A 17,143-nucleotide genomic window follows, 5' to 3' on the forward strand; every position below is an offset into this window, starting at 1 on the left:
GAGTCCCCTGGGCGTTGCGGACGCTTCGTTGAACGGAATACTGTCGTCCCCATGCCCAGGGGAACCTCTGAAGTCAGCGAGCCGATGTACTTCGTGCTCACCGCCCTCCGTGCCGGCCCGCTGCACGGGCACGCGATCAGCAAGGCGATCAAGGAGCTGTCGCGGGGGCGGGTCCAGCCGTCCGTGGGCACGCTCTACGGCATCCTGGAGCGGCTGAACGAGCGCGGCGTGATCACCGTCGACCGCGAGGAGACGGTCAACGGCCGCAACCGGCGCTACTTCAGGATCACCTCCGACGGCCAGGCGCTGGTGGAGGCCGAGGCCAGGCGCATGCAGGAGGCGGCGGCCCTGGTCCTGCGCCCGTCCGGCGCATGACACCTCTCGAACGGCGTTACCGCAGGCTGCTGCTGGCCTATCCGCGCGCGTACCGGCGCAAGCACGGCGACGAACTGCTCGACGTGCTCCTGGAGGACGCCGCCCCCGGCCGCAGGGTCCCCGTGCTCAGGGAGGCGTGGGGGCTGCTGGCGGGCGGGGTGCGCAGCCGGATCGTGCACCAGGCGACCGGCAGCGTCTGGGTGGACGGCGTGCACCTGGGCGTGACGGCCGTCGCGGCGGTGAACCTGGCGGCGCTGCTGCCGTACGCGGAGGCGCTGCCGCTGTGGACGCTGCTGTCGGCGCTGGCGCTGCTGGCGATCCTGCGCGGCCGGTCGCGCACGGCGTTCGCGCTCACGCTGCTCACCGGCGTGAAGGCGGTGGGGATCGCCGCGGGCTTCCAGGCGTTCGACGTGACGCTGCTGCCGGTGTCGCCGAGCCGGCTCACCGGCCGGGCCCTGTTCCAGGACAGCGACCCGCTCGTGGTGGCGGCCGGCTACGCGGTCGTGCTGATCGGCCTGGCGGTGCTGGCGTGGCCGCGGCGGCCGGTGCGGGCCCGGTCGTGGTGGTGGTGGGCGGTGGTCGTGCCGGTGGCGTGGGCCGGGCCGCAGTGGCTGCCGGAGGAGACGCGGTACCCGATCAGCCTGAGCAGGATGTGCGTCGAGGTGGCGGTGTTCGGGCTGGTGGTGGCGGCCGGCTATCTGACGCGCGACTACCGGTGGGTGCTGGCGTCGGGGATCTATCTTCTGCTGCTCTCCTGCGATCTGGCCTTCCACGTCGAGTATCTGGAGCGGCAGCACCTCGCGTACGCCGGGATTCTCTTCTTGCTGCTCGTGGCCGCCGCGTTCGCGCCGCTGCGGCAGCGGCGGCACTGTCTGGATTGACCATACTTCGTAGAACGGAGTATGGTCTCCTGCCATGCCCAAGCGATCACACCTGGCCCTTGCCCTGGCCTGCTCGGCGGCCGTCCTCTGCGGCTGCGGGGGCGCCGCCGAGACCGCCGCGCAGCCCTCGCCCGCGGCGAGCGCCGCGGTCAAGGACAAGCGGAACCAGTTCGAGGCGGCCAAGGCCGACTGCATGAAGCAGAAGGGCTTCAAGTACGTGCCGTACGTGCGGCCGACGGAGCCCGCCAGCGAGGACGAGCGCCTGCGCGATTCAGGCGATTACCAGGCGATGCTGAAATATCGTCAGAAGTACGGGTTCGGGGTGTTCGCCGTGCACGTCTACCCCAAGGAGATCCAGGGCCCCGGCTCCGAGATGGCCGACCCCGACCCGAACGCCGACATCCAGGGCTCCCTGTCCACCGCCCAGCTCGACGCCTACAACGAGGCCAAGAACGCCTGCATGGTCGTCGTCGGCAAGCAGGTGCTCGGCCTGGACCTGAAGTCGAACATGGACTACTTCAACCACATGGCCCTGGCCCACCGGCGCGCCAAGACCGCCGAGCTCGACGGTGACCCTGACCTGGTGGAGCTGGCCGCCACCATGAGCACCTGCCTCAAGGGCAAGGGTTACCGGGTCTCCGACACCAAGCCGACGGCCGTCGCGCGCCGCGGCGAGAACGAGTTCATGGAGCGGCAGAGCGCCATCGGCCGCGAGCAGGACCCCAAGATGGCCGGCGGCCCGAAGATGACCAAGAACACCAAGCAGCTCGTCATGCCGACGCTCACCCCGCAGCAGGCCCGCCCGTACCTGGACAAGGAGATCAAGGCCGCCCTCGACGACCTGGAGTGCGGCAAGGACTTCTACGCGGCCTACGCCCCCAAGGCGGCCGAGGTCCAGCGGCGGGTCAACGACGAGTTCGCGTTCTGACGACCCCGCCATGAAGAAGCTCCTCGCCGGCGTCGTCGCCGGCGTCGTGGTCGTCGCCGGGGCCGGCTGGGCGGTCGGCTCCCGGCTGCGCTCCCCCGCCGACGAGGCGGCCCGCCGGGCCGCACCCGCCGCCTCCCTCGTCACCGCCGCGGTCGAGCGCCGCAAGCTCGTCAGCACCGTCGTGCTCAGCGGCACCCTGGAGTACGGCTCCCCGCTGCCGATCGCCCTGGCCGGCGTCGTCGGCGGCACGGCCGAGCAGCAGCGGGTCACCCGGGCGCCGCGCAAGGGCCGGATCAAGGAGGGCGCCGTGCTGATGGAGGTCAACGGGCGGCCGGTGTTCGCGCTGCGCGGCACCGTGCCGATGCACCGCACGATCGCCCCCGGCACCAAGGGGGACGACGTCGAGCAGCTGCAGCGGGCCCTGCGCCGGCTCGGGTACGGCGCGCCGTCCACCGGCGTGTTCGACGGGGCCACGGTCGCGGCCGTGACCAGGATGTACGCCAAGAAGGGCTACGAGGCGCAGCAGCCGACGACGACCGACCGGCAGACGTACGAAACGCTGCGCAAGGCCGTACGGACGGCGCAGGAGACGCTCGCGACCGAGAAGCAGGCCCTGGACCGGGGCCGGGACGTGCTGCCGCTCAAGGTCCGGCTGGACAACGCCCGCACGGACCTGAAGGCGGCGCGGGCCGCGCTGGCCGGGGCCGAGTCCCGTGAGCTCACGCCCGCGGACGAGACCAGGCTGGCGGCGGCGGAGTCGGCGGTCCGGGCGGCCGAGGAGCGGCTGGCGGAGGCCGAGCAGGCGCTCACGGCGGCGAGGACCCGGCCGACCAGCACCCCTACCGGCACCCCGACGGGTACGCCGGTCCCCCAGCCCACCCCGTCCGAGGAGGACACGAGCCTGCTGGAACTCAAGGTGGCCAACGCCAGGGCGGACCTGGCCGCGGCCCAGGACGCTCTCGACCGGGCGCGCGAGGAGGCGCGCGAGGCCAGGGACGCCAAGCTCGAAGAGCTGCGCAAGGCAGTGCGGACGGCGAAGGAGGCGGTGGTCACCGCCGAGCAGGCGCTGCGCCAGGCCAGGCAGCTCTCCCCGGCCCGACTCAAGGTCGCCCACGCGCGCGAGGACGTCGCGGCGGCCAAGGAGCTGCTGGCCGACTTCGCCCGCACGTACGGCGTGTCGATCCCGCCCGGCGAGGTGGTGTTCCTGCCGAAGCTGCCCGCCCGCCTGCAGAAGGTGTCGGTGAAGGCGGGCCGGCGGGTGGAGGACGAGGTGGCGACCGTGACCAGCTCGACGTTCGCGGTGACGGGGTCGGTGGAGGCGGCCGAGTCGGAGCTGCTGCGGCCCGGGATGGAGGCGACCGTCGAGGTGGACGCGGGCAGGACGTACCCGGCCGTGCTCACCGCCGTCGGGGACAAGGCCAGGCTGCCCGGCGGCGAGGAGGCGCCGGAGGGCTCGCTGCCCGTCCTGATCACGCCGTCCGGGAGCAAGGGGCTGCGGGCGGGCACCGCCGTCACCGCGCGGGTCACCGTCGGGGCCACGGACGAGCCGGTGCTGGTCGTGCCGGTGGCCGCGGTGATCACCTCGGCGGACGGGAAGGCGCGGGTGCGGGTCGAGTACGCCACGGACCGGACCAAGGACGTCGAGGTCCGCACGGGCCTGACGGCGGACGGGAACGTCGAGGTCACCGGCGCGCTCAAGGAGGGCGACCGGGTGGTGATCGGCGATGCCTGAGGAGCCCGTCATCGAGCTGCGCGACGTCTGCAAGCGGTTCCCCGCGCAGCCGCCGGTCCGCGCCCTGCACGAGATCTCGCTCCGCGTGGACCGGGGCGACTACCTGGCGATCGTCGGCCCGTCGGGCTCCGGCAAGTCGACGCTGCTGAACGTCCTGGGGCTCCTGGATCGCCCCACTTCCGGTAGTTACCTCCTGGACGGCACGGAGACCACTACGCTGCGGGACGGAGCCAGGACCCGGTTGCGCGGCGACCGGATCGGCTTCGTCTTCCAGTCCTTCCACCTGCTCCCCCACCGCAGTGTGGTGGAGAACGTGATGCTCGCCGAGGTCTACGGCGCGCGGAAACGCAGGGGCAGGCGGGAGCGGGCCCTGGCGGCGCTGGAGCGGGTGGGCCTCGGACACCGGGCCGGCTTCCTGCCGGGACGGCTTTCCGGGGGCGAACGCCAGCGCGCGGCCATCGCCAGGGCCCTCTTGGGAGCTCCGTCGCTGCTGCTGTGCGACGAGCCCACGGGCAACCTCGACAGCCGCAACACCGAGGCGGTCCTCGACCTGTTCGCCGAGCTGCGGGAGCAGGGGCTGACGATCGTGGTCATCACGCACGAGCAGGAGGTCAGCGAGCGGGCCGGGCGCCGCGTGCGGATCACCGACGGCGTCCTGGTGGAGGAGTGATGCACGTACGCGACCTCGCGGGCGAGGCGGTCGCCGGGGTGCTGGCCAGGCCGCTGCGCTCGGCGCTGACCACGCTCGGCACCGTGCTCGGCATCACGACGCTGGTCGTCACGCTCGGCGTGGCCGCGACCGCGGGCAACCAGATCGTCGGCCGGTTCGACGAGCTGGTCGCCACCGCCATCACCGTGGAGGTGCCGGGCACCACGACCGGCCCGCCGCTGGTGAGCTGGGACGCGGTGGAGCGGGTGACCAGGCTGCGCGGCGTGGAGTCGGCCGCCGCGGTGGCCGACGCGGCCGAGGGCACCAACCTGTCCGTACGCTCCAACGACCTCGTGGACCCCACCCGGGTCACCACGCAGTCCCTGACCGTGCTGGCGGCCACGCCCGGCCTGCCCGAGGCGGCGCGCGGCCGGATGACGCAGGGCCGCTTCTACGACGACGGGCACGTCAGGCGGGGCGACCGGGTGGCGGTGCTCGGCGACGAGGCGGCCAGGATGCTGGGCGTCACCCGGCTCGACCGGGCGCCGGCGATCTTCATCGGGAAGCACGCGTACACGGTGATCGGCATCCTCGGCGACCTGCGCCGCGAGCGGGACCTGCGCACCGCCGTGGTGGTGCCGCCCACGGCGGGCCGCCAGTTCGGGCTGCGCGACGTCACGAGGGTGCTGGTGAACACGAGCCTGGGCGCCGCCGGCCTGATCGCCGGCCAGGCGCCGTCGGCGCTCAGCCCCGGCAACGGCGACCTGCTCCAGGTGATCTCCCCGCCCAGCCCCACCCGGGCGCGGGACGGCGCGCAGGACGACGTCAACGCGCTGTTCCTGATCCTCGGCCTGGTCTCGCTGGTCGTCGGCGCCGTCGGCATCGCCAACGTGACGCTGGTGACGGTGATGGAGCGCGTCCAGGAGATCGGCCTGCGCCGCTCGCTGGGCGCGGCCCGGCGGCACATCGCGGCGCAGTTCCTGCTGGAGTCCACGCTGATCGGGCTGACCGGCGGCGTGATCGGGGCCGCCCTCGGCGTGGTCGCGGTGGTCGCGGTGTCGGCGGTCAAGCAGTGGACGCCGCTGCTGGACGTGCGGCTGGCGGTCGCCGCGCCGGTCGCGGGAGCCCTGGTGGGGCTGCTGGCCGGGCTCTACCCGGCGCTGCGCGCGGCCAGGATGGAGCCCGTCGACGCGCTCAGGTGAGCCGATCGGCGCTCCCGTACGTCCAAGAGAGCATGAGGATCTGGCGAATCGTGCTCCTGCCCGTGCTCATGCTGGCGCTGAGCACGTCCATGGCTCCGGCGCAGGCGGAGGTGGCCGCGAAGCGGGTGCTGGTCGAGCTGCGCAAGCAGGGCGGCTTCGCGGGGCTGAACGACCGCGTGGTCGTCTACGGCAACGGCTGCGTACGGCTCAGCCGCCGTACGGGGCCGACGGTCGACAAGTGCCTGACCGCCAAGGAGGCGCGCAGGCTGCGCGGCCACCTCAAGCACCTGAAGATCGGCCACTCGCAGCGGCCGCCGCAGGGCGCGGACTTCATCAAGTACACGCTGGCCTACGGCAAGCGCCGGGCGGACGCCTACGACCTGCCCCGGACCTGGCAGCCGGTGGTCCGGGAGCTGGATCGCATCATGGAGAAGTACTGGGCCCCCGACTGAGTCAGGACGCCGGGGGCGGCGGCCAGCCGTAGGGGTCCTCCTCGTCGTGGCGATCCGCGGTCGCCAGGGTCTCGGGCCGCAGGACGTGGGTGGCGCCGACGATCTCGACGCCCAGCACCTTGCCGTCGCGGTCGACGTCGATGATCACCTCGCCCCGGAGGTCGTCGTCGTCGACCACCACCTGCCTGACCGCCTCGCCCTTGCCGATGTGGTCGGCCAGGTAGATGTAGGCGACGTCGTTCTCCTCGCCGTATTCGATCCGCACGCCAAACCTTCCCGCGCCGCTACTTCTTGTTCCTTCTGAACACCGTGACGATCTTGAAGTTGGTGTCACTCCTGATCACCACGACGTCGTCCTTCTGGTACTCGGACGTCCCGGGGTTCTTGCCGGGTTTCTTGGAGCCCTTCGACAGGGTCTCATCGATCTCGCCCTGGCTGATGTCACGCTGTTCCTTGCGCTGCTCGGCGTGCCGGCTGTTGAACCCGCGGCCCCCGCCGCCGCCTCCGCCCGCGTTGCCCTTCCTGCGGCCCATCGCGGCCATGCCGTCCTGCACGGACCGCGGCCCGGCCGGCGTCCTGAGCCCGGCGGGCCGGACGGGGATCCGGCCGCCGGCGCCGGCCAGCGCGGGGGTGCCTCCCGGGCCTCCCGGGCGGCGCAGGGTGTCCAGGATGCGGCGCATCGGGTCGGTCACCTTCCTGGACAGCGCCGGCGCCAGGACCTTGGCGGTGCCCTCGGACCCCTCCCGCATCGCCTTCGCCATGGCGTGCCGCACGAGGTACATCCGGGCCGTGGCCGCCGTCGCGCCCACCGCGCCGCCGAAGACCAGCGCCTGCATGACCGACGTCAACCCGGCCGCGGCCTGCGTGCCGACCGCCACCTTCACCGCGCTGACGACGTTCGCGGTGCCGTCGAGCGCCAGCGGCGCCACGCGCGCGGCGGCGGCGGCCTGGGCGATGTGGCCGCCGTCCCCGCCGACGCTGCTCCAGTGCTGCGCGAGGACCGTGGCCGAGTCGCCGTGGTAGACCTGCTGCGTCCTGCGGACCGACGCGTCGGCCTCGGCGCCCACCGGCTCCGACCCGGCCTGCACGACCCGCCAGGCCGTGGCGTCCTTCCTGATCTCGTCCTCGTCGATGTTCGGCCACGGCATGCCGAGCAGGCTCAGGAATCCGTCCAGCTCGGGCGAGAGCATCAGGCCCATGTGACCCGCCGCGCGTTCTCGGCGTTGACATCCTCCACGGTCCGCGTGTTGGCCACCACGCCGGCCAGCGCCTCGCCCGTGTGGCCGATCTCGCCGGAGACGCCCGTCAGTGCCATGAGCGACACCTGGTTGCATTCGGCGTACGCGGCCACGATCCCCGCGAACAGGCCGTCGTCGGCCCAGGAGGCGACGCTGTCGCCGCGTTCCCACAGCCGCCGCACGGCGGCCTCGTACTCCCCGCTGTGGGCGCCGACCCGTTCACTTTCGCGGCCGACCGCGCCCAGCGCGATTTCAAACCCCGTCATACCCGTGCACCATATCGAGCTTTGTCTGACTTATGTGATTCATGAGACATACACCTCAACGTCAAGCTGGTCGGGATCTGTCTAGACTGGCGCCGCAGCAAGCCCCTGACAGCCGGAGGTGGACGATGCGGTCACCCGCACCGGAGGACGACGCCGAGTACCTGGCCCAGTACCTCGCCGAGAGCCGCCGCGTCCTGCGCGACCTCCAGGCCGCCCGTGCCGCTATGCGGCAGGTGGAGGGCCGGGCGGAGAGCGACGACGGGCTCATCGAGGCGGCCGCGGCCGGGCAGGGCGTGCTCACCCGGCTGCGCATCGACCCGCGGGCGCTGCGGCTCGGCGAGGCGGCACTCGGCCGGGCGGTGACGAAGGTGCTGCGGACCGCGCAGGAGGAGGCCGGGCGCCAGGCGCAGGAGATCGCCGAGCGGGCGGCGGGCAGGAGCGCGTCCCTGCCGGCGCCGCTGGACGAGACGTTCGTGCGCCAACGGGTCGAGCAAGCGGCCCTCGATCTTCTTTAGCTGGAGGCACATGTGTTCGGGCGGATGGATCCCGCCGATCTCAGGGACCACGACATCGACGAGGCCGCCGACCGGGGCGAGCGCATGCTGGCCTGGCTGGAGAGCGCCCGCGAGGAGCTCGACAAGGTCATCGGCACCGGCGAAGGGCCGTCCGGGCAGGTCAAGGCCACGGTCGATGCCAACGGCCTGGTTCTCGACGTCGTCTACGGGCCCCGCGCGCTGCGGCTGAGCAGCCACGAGCTGGCCGACGAGACGCTGGCCGCGGTGGGCGCGGCGGCGGCCGACGCCGAGCGGCAGACCCACGACCTGATGCGCGAGGCCCTGCCGGGCTACGACCCGGCCGCGGCCCAGGCGGAGCTGGAGCGCCTGCTGAGCTTCGAGTAGCCGGGCTTCCATCAAATGATTGACCGGGAGGGGGTGACCGAACTACCTTCGGTCGCATGACCTCCGGCCAGGCGGCCGTGATCCTCAAGGCCGCCACGCAGCTCTTCGCCGCGCTCGGTTACGACGGCACCTCCACGCGCCAGATCGCCGACGCCGCCGGGCTGAACATCGCGACCGTCAACTACCACGTCGGCGGCAAGCGGGAGCTGTACCTCGCCGTCATGGAGGCCGCCCACCAGGCGGAGAAGGCTGCCCTGGAGCAGGCGCTGTCCAGGCTGCCCGGCGACGACCCCGTGGCCGCCATCCACCGGCTGGCCGACGACTACCTCGACTTCTGCGTGGACCACCCCGAGGTGCCCGCGCTGTGGATGCACCGCTGGCTCTCCGACGCCAGTGACATCACCGAGCTGGAGCGCCAGTACGTCCAGCCGCTGCTCGCCGCCGTCAGCGCCGCGCTGCGCCCCGCCGTCGAGGCCGGCCTGATCGCCGCCGAGACCGACCTCGACTACACCGTCTGGAGCGTCATCTGGACGGTGCACGGCTTCGCCAAGGGCGGCGTGCTCGACGCCGAGGGCCGCCGCCGCGCGGCCGGCGACCGGGCCGCGCTCCGCCGCTTCCGCGCCCACCTGCACCAGAGCCTGCACCGCACGCTCGGCCTGCCCGGCGACTTCCGGTGACGAGCCTGGGCCGGGGCCGCCTCCTCGGCTACGGGATCGGCTCCGTCGGCACCGGCGTGTTCTCCGCGGTGCCCGGCCTGCTGCTCCTGTACTACCTGACCGACGTGCTCGGCGTGCCCGCCGCCCTGGCGGGCCTCGTGCTGGTGGCGCCCAAGATCTGGGACGTGCTGCTGAACCCCCTGGTCGGCGCCGCCAGCGACCGCGAGGCCGTGCGCACCGGCCGCAGGACCCGGCTGCTGGGGATCGGCTCGGTGGCGCTGCCGGTGACGTTCGCGCTGATGTTCGCGGTGCCGGAAGGCGTGTCCGGCGCGGTCTGGGCGGGGGCGGCGTTCCTGCTGGCCGCCACCGCGTTCGCCTGCTTCCAGGTGCCGTACGTGGCCCTGCCCGCCGAGATGTCGGCCGAGCGGGCCGAGCGGACCCGGATCATGTCGTGGCGGGTGGTGTGCCTGACGGTCGGCATCCTCGTCGCCGGGGGGCTGGCCCCGGCCGTGGTGGACGTGTCGGGCGGCGGCCGGGCCGGTTACGCCGTGATGGGCGTGACGGTCGGCGCCGTCATGGCGGCGGCGCTGGCCGGGGCGACGCTGGCGACCCGCTGGGTGCCGTCCAGGCCCGGCCCGCGGCAGCTCGGCCCGGTCGCCGCGTTCCGGCTGGCCAGGGGCAACGTGCCGTTCTTCGTGCTGCTGGCGGCGTTCGTGACGCAGGCGCTGGCGGTGGCCGTGATGCTGGCGGGCGCGCCGTACGTGGCCTCCTACCGGCTCGGCGACTACGGGCTGACCTCGGTGATGTTCGTCTGCCTCGTCGGGCCGAGCATGCTGGCCGTGCCCGGGTGGGCCCGGCTGGCCCGCGTCCACGGGCCCGTGCGCTGCTACCTGGTGGCCTCCGCCGGGTTCTGCGCCGTCGCGGTCGCGCTCATCCCGGCCGTCGCGGCGGGCGGGACCGTGGCGACGCTCGCGCTGACCGCGCTGGCCGGGGTCTGCTACGCGGCGCTGCAACTGCTGCCGCTGTCACTGCTGCCCGACACCGTGCACGCCGACACCGCCCGCACCGGGCACGCCCAGGCGGGCGCGTTCACCGGGTTGTGGACGGCGGGCGAGACGGCCGGCCTGGCGCTCGGCCCCGGCTTGTTCGCGCTGGTGCTGACCGCGTCGGGGTTCGTCTCCGCGCCGGTCGACACCCCGGTCGCGCAGCCGGCGGGCGCTCTGACCGGGCTGCTGCTCGGGTTCACGGCGCTGCCCGCCCTGCTCATGCTGATCAGCCTGCCGTTCGTCATCCGGTACGGGCGGCTCACCACCAAGGAGACCGTGTGAACCTGCCGCCGACCGGCAGAACCACCGAGGACCTGCTCGCCGAGGTGGCCCGGCTCAAGGAGCACGACCTGCCCGTGCGCGGCGGCCAGGTGACCGCCTACGTCTACGACACCGGCCGGGCCGGGGTGCACGACGCGGCCACGCGGGCGTACCTGGAGATGCTGGAGGTCAACTGCCTCGACCCCACCGCGTTCCCCAGCGTGGTGGAGATGGAGCGGCAGGTCGTCGGCGCGGTCGCGGACCTGCTCGGCGGCGGGCACGGCATCTTCACCAGCGGCGGCACCGAGTCGATCATGCTGGCCGTGAAGGCCGCCCGCGACCGGGCCGCCCGCCCCCGCCCGAACCTGGTGCTGCCCGTCACCGCCCACCCCGCCTTCCACAAGGCGGCCCACTACCTGGGCGTCGAGGTCAGGGCCGTGCCGGTGGACCTGGAGACGTACAAGGTGCGGGCCCGCGACGTGGCGGGCGCGGTGGACGAGGACACGATCCTCGTGGTGGCCTCCGCGCCGTCGTACCCGCAGGGCGTGATCGACCCCATCGAGGAGATCGCGGCGGCGGTGGACGGCGTGCCGTTCCACGTGGACGCGTGCGTGGGCGGCTGGCTGCTGCCCTGGCTGCGGGAGGCGGGCGCGGACGTGCCGCCGTTCGACCTGTCGGTGCCCGGGGTGACGTCGATCTCGTGCGACCTGCACAAGTTCGGCTACGCACCCAAGGGCGCCTCGGTGCTGCTGTTCGCCGATCCGGCGATGCGGCGCAAGGCGTACTTCGCGTCGGCGGCCTGGCCCGGCTACACGATCATCAACGCGACCGTGCAGAGCTCCAGGTCGGCGGGCCCGCTCGGCGGCGCCTGGGCCACCCTCCAGGCGCTGGGCCGCGACGGGTACGCCGAGCTGGGCCGGGCCACCCTTGAGGCGACCCGCAGGCTGCGCGAGGGGCTGGCCGCGATCCCGGGGCTGCGGGTGCTCGGGGAGCCCGAGTCGTCGCTCGTGGCCTTCGAGGGGGCCGGCGTGGACGTGTTCGTGCTGGCCGACGAGGCGCGGGCGCGCGGCTGGTTCCTGCAGCCGCAGCTCTCCTACGCCGGCATCCCGGCCAACCTGCACATCACCGTCACCGGGGTCACGCTGGCCGGGGTCGAGGCCCTGCTGAAGGTGATCGCGGAGTCGGCCGAAGCGGCCAGGGAGCGCGGCCCCGTCGTGCTGCCGGACGGGCTGGTCGAGCTGGTGGCCGGGCTGGACCTGGAGGCGATCGACGACGCGGCGTTCGCGGAGCTGAGCGCGTCGGTGGGCGTGGACCTGCGGCCGGGCGCCGGCCAACCGGAGATGGCGGTGGTCAACACCGTCCTGGACGCGCTGCCCGCGCCCGCCAGGGAGGCGGTCCTGGTGCGTTTCCTGTCGGTCGTCTACGGCCGCTGACTCAGGAGGTGTCCTCGGCCGCTGACTCGGGCGGTGTCCTCGGCCGGTGGCTCAGCCGGTGGGGAAGGTGGCCTCGACGCGGAAGCCGCCATCGCCCGGCGAGCGGCACACCAGCGTGCCACCGGCCAGCTCCACCCGGGTCCGCAGCTCGGCCAGGCTCATGCCGGGCCCGGTGGCGGGGACCCAGGCGTCCGGCGAGCCGCCCGTGTTGCGGACCACGATCCGCACCGTGCCGGGCGCGTACCGCACCAGGACCCGCGCCTCCGCCCCCGGCGCGTGCTTGCGCACGTTGGCCAGGGCCGCCTCGACCACCACGTACGCCGTGCGCCCCACCATGCCGGAGACCGGCGCCGGCGGCCCGTCCACCACCAGCTCGACGGGCACGCCGTCGCGGGCCGAGTCGATCACCAGGGGCCGCAGGTCGGGCATGGGCAGCCCCAGGTCGAAGCCCTCGCCGGTGCCGCGCCGCAGCAGCGCCACCATGTGCCGCAGCTCGTCGAGGGTGTCGCAGCCGATCGCCCGGATGTCCTCGGCCGCCGCCCTGGCCCGGTCGTCACCGGCGGACAGGGCCAGCACGCCGGCCTGCAGCACGATCCGGCTGACGCGGTGGGTGACGACGTCGTGCAGCTCGCCGGCCAGCCTTTCGCGTTCGATCCGCTCAGAGCGCTCGGCCAGCTCGGCGCGCAGCCGTTCCCTGACCGCGACATACAGGCCGTACGTGACCGCGATCGCGATCACCGCGCCGCTGCGGCCGGCCAGCGGGAGCCGGTCGGGCAGGGTCAGCACGGCGAAGGCGATCGCGATCACCGGCATCCAGCGGTGCAGCGGGCGCCGCTCCGCCGCGAACACCATCGCGCCGTAGGCGGCGAACGGCGCCGCGGGCGGCCAGAGGAGCGCGTCCGCGGCCGGTGGCGCGATCACGGACGGCGCCACCAGCCCCAGCACGGGCACCGCGAGCGCCACGCCCGCGCAGATCCACGCCACGGCGAGGGGCGCCCGGCGCATCCACAACAGCGGCAGCGCCCCCGCCGACACGATCACGAGAGTCGCGCCCGTGTAACCGGTCGGGGGCGTCAGGCCTGCCGCGACCAGGACCGCGACGGCGTCGATCGGTCGCGCGCGGGCACCGTCCACCGCCTCATCGTACGATCACCGGGCGTGTCTGCCCATCCCCGGACGGGTAGCCGGTCACACCTTCGTGAGCCGGACGGCGTCGGCGATGACGTACCCGGTGGTGGAGGTCCAGCGGCTGACGCCGACCACGTTGTAGGTGCCGGCGCTCAGCGTGAACGTGCCCAGCTCGCGCCACGCCCCGCCGCCGGTGCGCTGGTCGACGGTGACCGTCTGGTTCCCGCCGGAAGCCGCCACGATGTACGGGGTCGCGCTGTTGTAGCCGGAGTTGGCCGGATACCACACCTCCACCCGGTAGCTCCCCGCGCTCGGCACCGCCGTACGGAACCAGGCGGGATCGCTGGCCGCGACCGGCTCGGCGAAGCGGTAGTCGGAGCCGTGCAGCTGGCCGGAGTACGTCGAGGTGCCCCAGGCGGAGCTCGCGGCGAACCCGGCGTCCGCGTTGTCGACCACCACGCTGAACCCGCCGCCGGAGCCGGTGACGGCCCGGCCCGCGCTCGCCGCGCTCTCCTGGTGGGTGCGGTTCAGCGCGGTCACGTAGTAGGTGTACGCCGACCCGGCCGCGGCCGTCGTGTCGGTGAACGAGGTCTGCCGGGTGAGCTTGACCAGGTTGCGGGCGTCGGCGAAGAAGCACGGGTCGGCCGCCGACGGCGTGCCGTCCACCCGGTAGACGGCGTACGACGTGCCGGAGCCCGTCCAGGAGACCTGCACGCCGCCCGACGTCCGCGTGGCCGAGGTGATCGCGGGCGCGGCCGGCGCCGCCGCCGAGCCGCGGGCCGGCAGCAGCGCGAGCTTGCTGTAGTGCGCGTTGACGACCCTGGTGAACGATCCGATGCGGTCGGCCTTCACGTCCTTGGCGCTGAAGTAGATGTCGCCGGCCACCTCGGGATGCTGCCGGTTGTCGTACAGGTGGTCGCTCAGCTCGGCCGAGTCCTGCCAGGCCGCGTCCTGCCCGGAGGCGCCCGCCCGGTAGGCCGCCTGGCCCACCACGAGCTGCACGCCCGTCCCCCTGACCTGCTCCGACCACCACGCCGTCAGCACCTCGTAGGCGGCGGTCGAGAAGCCGAGATGCCAGTAGATCTGCGGCGCGAGGTAGTCCACCCAGCCCTGCTTGACCCACTGCCGGCTGTCGGCGTAGATCGCGTCGTACGACTGCAGGCCGGACGTGCGCGAGCCGAGCGGGTCGGTGCCCGCGTTGCGCCAGATCCCGAACGGGCTGACGCCGAAGGACACGTGCGGCTTGGCGGCGTGGATGCGCTGGTCGAGCTCGCGCACCAGCAGGTTGACGTTGTCGCGGCGCCAGTCGCCGACGTTGGAGAACCCGCCGCCGTACTTCGTGAACGTGGCCGCGTCCGGGATGCTCTGGCCGCTGACCGGATACGGGTAGAAGTAGTCGTCGAGGTGCACGCCGTCCACGTCGTAGCGGGAGACGGCGTCCATGATCGCGTCCTCGATGAAGTCGCGTACTTCCGGGATGCCCGGGTTGTAGTAGAGCTTCCCGCCGTAGGCGAAGCGCCAGTCGGGGTGCTGCCGCGCCGGATGCGTGGAGACCAGCTTGGCGGGGTCGTCGTGGTTGGCGATCCGGTACGGGTTGAACCAGGCGTGCAGCTCCAGGTTACGGGCGTGGGCCTCGTTGACCATGAACGCGAGCGGGTCGTAGCCCGGGTTGCCGCCCTGGGTGCCGGTCAGCCACTGCGACCACGGCTCGTACGGAGAGGGCCAGAACGCGTCGGCGGTCGGCCTGACCTGCACGAACACGGCGTTCATGCGCTTGGAGACGGCCAGGTCGAGCCAGGCGCGGAACTCCGCCTGCTGCGCCGACACGCTGAGCCCCGTTCGGCTGGGCCAGTCGATGTTGGCGACCGAGGAGATCCACATGCCTCGGAGCTGCCGTTTGGGGGTGGCGGGGTCGGTGGCGCAGGCGGCCGCCGCGGCGGGTGCGGTGTGGAGGGCGCTGAGGAAGGGGCTGAGGAGCGCGGCGATGAGCACCGCGAGGACGGTACGCGGGAGCGCGGTCACGAAGGGAAGTTTCAGCGCATCCGCCACAAAGCGCAATAGTCTTCACAAACATCGGACGTTCCCGGCATGGGCCGCGAAAGGCGAGAATTTTCACTTAACTCAGAAGTAATGTCAATTATCGACATCAGTCAGAACCTTGCCGTAGCGTGCTCCCCGTCACCATGTGAACGAGGAGCCCCTTATGACTCTCGCCCGCACGCGATTAGTAGCAGCCCTCGCCACCTCGATCCTCGCCCTCGCCCCCCTCACCGCCACCCAGGCCGCCTGGTCGCAGTCCCAGGCGGCGACGGTCAAGGACACCCCGCTGGCCGCGGCCTTCGCCAAGGCGGCCGCCGCGCACGACGTACCACGTGACCTGCTCGTCGCCCTCGCCTACGCCGAGACCCACCTCGACGGACACCAGGGCGAGCCCAGCGCCAGCAACGGCTACGGCGTCATGCACCTGGTCAGCAACCCCACCAACCACTCGCTGGAGAAGGCGGCCGAGCTCACCGGGCTCCCCGCCGACCGGCTCAAGACCGACGACGAGGCCAACGTCCTCGGCGGCGCCGCCGTGCTCCGCTCCCTCGCCGACAAGCTCGGCCTCGACGAGGCCGCCAGGAAGGACACCGGCCGCTGGTACCGGGCCGTCGCCCAGTACGGCAACGCCTCCTCCCCCGAGCTGGCCCGCCTGTACGCCGACGCCGTCTACGAGCAGCTCGGCCTCGGCATCGACACCCGCGGCGTCCAGGTGAAGCCGCAGGAGATCACCGCCGACCGCGGCGAGTACGCGAACGCCCGCGACCTCAACGCCCGCGCCGGCAAGCAGGCCGGGGAGCCCGCCGACTCGCCGGTCGCCATCGCCAGCACCGACTACCCGCCCGCCGCGTGGGTCCCGGCCAGCTCCAGCAACTACCGCGTCTCCAACCGCGAGACCAGCTACAACATCGACCGGGTCGTCATCCACGTCACCCAGGGCTCCTACGCCGGAACCATCTCCTGGTTCCAGAACCCCAGCGCGCAGGTCTCCGCCCACTACGTGGTCAAGTCCTCCAACGGCGCCATCACCCAGATGGTCCGCGACAAGGACGTCGCCTGGCACGCCGGCAACTCCACCTACAACAACCGCTCCATCGGCATCGAGCACGAGGGGTACGTCAACGACGCCTCCTGGTTCACCGACGCCATGTACCGGGCCTCCGCCGCGCTGACCCGCTACCTCTGCGACAAGTACGGCATCCCCAAGACCAGGACCGGCATCATCGGCCACAACGAGGTCCCGGGCGCCACCCACACCGACCCCGGCTCCCACTGGAACTGGACCACGTACATGAACTACGTGACCGGTGGCGGCGGCACCCCCTCGTGGACCACCACGGTGGACAACACCACCTCCGGCCAGTTCACCGCCAGTGACAACTGGGGCACCTCCACCTACTCCAGCCAGCGCTACGGCGCCGACTACCGCTTCGCCGACCCCGTCGCCGCCAGCGACCCGGCCTGGTACTCGGCGACGATCCCGAGCGCCGGCACGTACCAGGTCGAGGTCTGGTATCCGGCCGACCCCGGATACAACAGCTCGGCGCCGTACATAGTGGCGACCTCCAGCGGCAACCAGACCGTCTACGTCGACCAACGATCCGGCGGCGGAGCCTGGCGCAGCATCGGCTCGTTCTCCCTGAACGCCGGCACGTACCCGGTGGTCGGGGTGAGCCGGTGGACGTCCGGCACCGGCTACGTGATCGCGGACGCGGTCCGCATCAGCAAGCAGTAACCCTTCCGCACCCCTTCCGCACCGAACGGCCCGCGCCCGCTCCCCCTCCCGGGCGCGGGCCGTTCGCTTGTCCGCATGCCGGCACGGGCCATGAAGGCGAAGAACCCCTCGCCCAAGGCCGCGACCGCCAGCCGCTCCAGCACAGTAATGACCATATGGCTGTCTCGATACGCCCAACCCCTGTATCGTCACTCTCAGCAAGAGAACGAACACGGAGGAGCG

Annotated in this window: 18 protein-coding genes; 13 read left to right on the forward strand and 5 right to left on the reverse strand. The window is 72.7% G+C overall.

Translation table 11 applies throughout. The features are described 5' to 3' along the window. Nucleotides 1-51: 51 nt before the first annotated feature. Genes KIS93_RS30095 through KIS93_RS30125 form a run of 7 tightly spaced genes read left to right on the forward strand, consistent with a single transcriptional unit; the run spans nt 52 to nt 6,219 of the window. A complete protein-coding gene (locus KIS93_RS30095) occupies nt 52-375 on the forward strand; it encodes a PadR family transcriptional regulator (RefSeq protein WP_080044471.1) in 324 nt (107 codons plus the stop codon). After that, nucleotides 372-1,256, forward strand: coding sequence for a hypothetical protein (locus KIS93_RS30100; protein WP_080044470.1), 885 nt, complete (start codon nt 372-374; stop codon nt 1,254-1,256). The genes KIS93_RS30095 and KIS93_RS30100 overlap by 4 nt, the downstream gene beginning before the upstream one ends. A gap of 34 nt (nt 1,257-1,290) precedes the next feature. After that, a complete protein-coding gene (locus KIS93_RS30105) occupies nt 1,291-2,184 on the forward strand; it encodes a hypothetical protein (RefSeq protein WP_080044469.1) in 894 nt (297 codons plus the stop codon). Nucleotides 2,185-2,194: 10 nt separating this feature from the next. Next, the gene (locus KIS93_RS30110) at nt 2,195-3,916 is read left to right on the forward strand and encodes a peptidoglycan-binding protein (RefSeq protein WP_080044468.1); all 1,722 of its coding nucleotides are present in this window, start codon (nt 2,195-2,197) and stop codon (nt 3,914-3,916) included. After that, nucleotides 3,909-4,586 (forward strand): ABC transporter ATP-binding protein, encoded by a 678-nt coding sequence (locus tag KIS93_RS30115; RefSeq protein ID WP_080044467.1) that lies wholly within the window; start codon nt 3,909-3,911, stop codon nt 4,584-4,586. Before KIS93_RS30110 ends, KIS93_RS30115 begins: the two co-directional genes overlap by 8 nt. Further along, the gene (locus tag KIS93_RS30120) at nt 4,586-5,767 is read left to right on the forward strand and encodes an ABC transporter permease (protein WP_080044466.1); all 1,182 of its coding nucleotides are present in this window, start codon (nt 4,586-4,588) and stop codon (nt 5,765-5,767) included. The genes KIS93_RS30115 and KIS93_RS30120 overlap by 1 nt, the downstream gene beginning before the upstream one ends. Nucleotides 5,768-5,799: 32 nt before the next feature. Continuing rightward, nucleotides 5,800-6,219 carry a hypothetical protein gene (locus tag KIS93_RS30125; protein WP_155128906.1) on the forward strand — a complete coding sequence of 140 codons (420 nt, stop codon included), beginning with the start codon at nt 5,800-5,802 and terminating at the stop codon, nt 6,217-6,219. A 1-nt stretch (nt 6,220) separates the two neighbouring features. Here KIS93_RS30125 and KIS93_RS30130 read toward each other — a convergent pair whose 3' ends face one another. Genes KIS93_RS30130 through KIS93_RS30140 form a run of 3 tightly spaced genes read right to left on the reverse strand, consistent with a single transcriptional unit; the run spans nt 6,221 to nt 7,723 of the window. Beyond that, on the reverse strand, nt 6,221-6,484 hold the full coding sequence (locus KIS93_RS30130; RefSeq protein ID WP_080044464.1) for a DUF2283 domain-containing protein: 264 nt from the start codon (nt 6,482-6,484) through the stop codon (nt 6,221-6,223). Between the two features lie 19 nt (nt 6,485-6,503). Further along, complete coding sequence (locus tag KIS93_RS30135) at nt 6,504-7,409, reverse strand: DUF4258 domain-containing protein (RefSeq protein ID WP_155128902.1); 906 nt, start codon at nt 7,407-7,409, stop codon at nt 6,504-6,506. Beyond that, complete coding sequence (locus tag KIS93_RS30140; protein ID WP_080044462.1) at nt 7,409-7,723, reverse strand: hypothetical protein; 315 nt, start codon at nt 7,721-7,723, stop codon at nt 7,409-7,411. Before KIS93_RS30140 ends, KIS93_RS30135 begins: the two co-directional genes overlap by 1 nt. A gap of 125 nt (nt 7,724-7,848) precedes the next feature. Between KIS93_RS30140 and KIS93_RS30145 the strand changes: the two genes are divergently transcribed. Genes KIS93_RS30145 through KIS93_RS30165 form a run of 5 tightly spaced genes read left to right on the forward strand, consistent with a single transcriptional unit; the run spans nt 7,849 to nt 12,018 of the window. Further along, nucleotides 7,849-8,238, forward strand: coding sequence for a YbaB/EbfC family nucleoid-associated protein (locus KIS93_RS30145; RefSeq protein WP_186404511.1), 390 nt, complete (start codon nt 7,849-7,851; stop codon nt 8,236-8,238). A gap of 24 nt (nt 8,239-8,262) precedes the next feature. After that, on the forward strand, nt 8,263-8,622 hold the full coding sequence (locus tag KIS93_RS30150) for a YbaB/EbfC family nucleoid-associated protein (protein WP_155128900.1): 360 nt from the start codon (nt 8,263-8,265) through the stop codon (nt 8,620-8,622). A gap of 56 nt (nt 8,623-8,678) precedes the next feature. Continuing rightward, a complete protein-coding gene (locus tag KIS93_RS30155; RefSeq protein ID WP_080044459.1) occupies nt 8,679-9,299 on the forward strand; it encodes a TetR/AcrR family transcriptional regulator in 621 nt (206 codons plus the stop codon). Continuing rightward, nucleotides 9,296-10,606, forward strand: a complete 1,311-nt coding sequence (locus KIS93_RS30160; RefSeq protein WP_080044458.1) for an MFS transporter — start codon at nt 9,296-9,298, stop codon at nt 10,604-10,606. The genes KIS93_RS30155 and KIS93_RS30160 overlap by 4 nt, the downstream gene beginning before the upstream one ends. Further along, entirely contained in the window at nt 10,603-12,018 is a 1,416-nt protein-coding gene (locus KIS93_RS30165) for a pyridoxal phosphate-dependent decarboxylase family protein (RefSeq protein ID WP_080044457.1), read from the forward strand. Before KIS93_RS30160 ends, KIS93_RS30165 begins: the two co-directional genes overlap by 4 nt. Before the next feature lie 51 nt (nt 12,019-12,069). Here KIS93_RS30165 and KIS93_RS30170 read toward each other — a convergent pair whose 3' ends face one another. Next, on the reverse strand, nt 12,070-13,152 hold the full coding sequence (locus KIS93_RS30170; RefSeq protein WP_080044456.1) for a sensor histidine kinase: 1,083 nt from the start codon (nt 13,150-13,152) through the stop codon (nt 12,070-12,072). Between the two features lie 54 nt (nt 13,153-13,206). After that, complete coding sequence (locus KIS93_RS30175) at nt 13,207-15,168, reverse strand: family 10 glycosylhydrolase (RefSeq protein WP_080044455.1); 1,962 nt, start codon at nt 15,166-15,168, stop codon at nt 13,207-13,209. A gap of 181 nt (nt 15,169-15,349) precedes the next feature. On the opposite strand from KIS93_RS30175, the gene KIS93_RS30180 reads away from it, so the two are divergent. Beyond that, a complete protein-coding gene (locus tag KIS93_RS30180; protein ID WP_080044454.1) occupies nt 15,350-16,921 on the forward strand; it encodes a golvesin C-terminal-like domain-containing protein in 1,572 nt (523 codons plus the stop codon). Nucleotides 16,922-17,143 lie beyond the last annotated feature (222 nt).

The organism is [Actinomadura] parvosata subsp. kistnae, assembly GCF_900323885.1.
Lineage (GTDB): Bacteria > Actinomycetota > Actinomycetes > Streptosporangiales > Streptosporangiaceae > Nonomuraea > Nonomuraea composti.

Coding starts and splice junctions, on each gene's coding strand:
- KIS93_RS30120 (WP_080044466.1), top strand. CDS start 4,586: ATGCACGTACGCGACCTCGCGGGCGAGGCGGTCGCCGGGGTGCTGGCC.
- KIS93_RS30155 (WP_080044459.1), top strand. CDS start 8,679: ATGACCTCCGGCCAGGCGGCCGTGATCCTCAAGGCCGCCACGCAGCTC.
- KIS93_RS30100 (WP_080044470.1), top strand. CDS start 372: ATGACACCTCTCGAACGGCGTTACCGCAGGCTGCTGCTGGCCTATCCG.
- KIS93_RS30135 (WP_155128902.1), bottom strand. CDS start 7,409: ATGCTCTCGCCCGAGCTGGACGGATTCCTGAGCCTGCTCGGCATGCCG.
- KIS93_RS30140 (WP_080044462.1), bottom strand. CDS start 7,723: ATGACGGGGTTTGAAATCGCGCTGGGCGCGGTCGGCCGCGAAAGTGAA.
- KIS93_RS30095 (WP_080044471.1), top strand. CDS start 52: ATGCCCAGGGGAACCTCTGAAGTCAGCGAGCCGATGTACTTCGTGCTC.
- KIS93_RS30180 (WP_080044454.1), top strand. CDS start 15,350: ATGACTCTCGCCCGCACGCGATTAGTAGCAGCCCTCGCCACCTCGATC.
- KIS93_RS30145 (WP_186404511.1), top strand. CDS start 7,849: ATGCGGTCACCCGCACCGGAGGACGACGCCGAGTACCTGGCCCAGTAC.
- KIS93_RS30115 (WP_080044467.1), top strand. CDS start 3,909: ATGCCTGAGGAGCCCGTCATCGAGCTGCGCGACGTCTGCAAGCGGTTC.
- KIS93_RS30105 (WP_080044469.1), top strand. CDS start 1,291: ATGCCCAAGCGATCACACCTGGCCCTTGCCCTGGCCTGCTCGGCGGCC.
- KIS93_RS30110 (WP_080044468.1), top strand. CDS start 2,195: ATGAAGAAGCTCCTCGCCGGCGTCGTCGCCGGCGTCGTGGTCGTCGCC.
- KIS93_RS30125 (WP_155128906.1), top strand. CDS start 5,800: ATGAGGATCTGGCGAATCGTGCTCCTGCCCGTGCTCATGCTGGCGCTG.
- KIS93_RS30150 (WP_155128900.1), top strand. CDS start 8,263: ATGGATCCCGCCGATCTCAGGGACCACGACATCGACGAGGCCGCCGAC.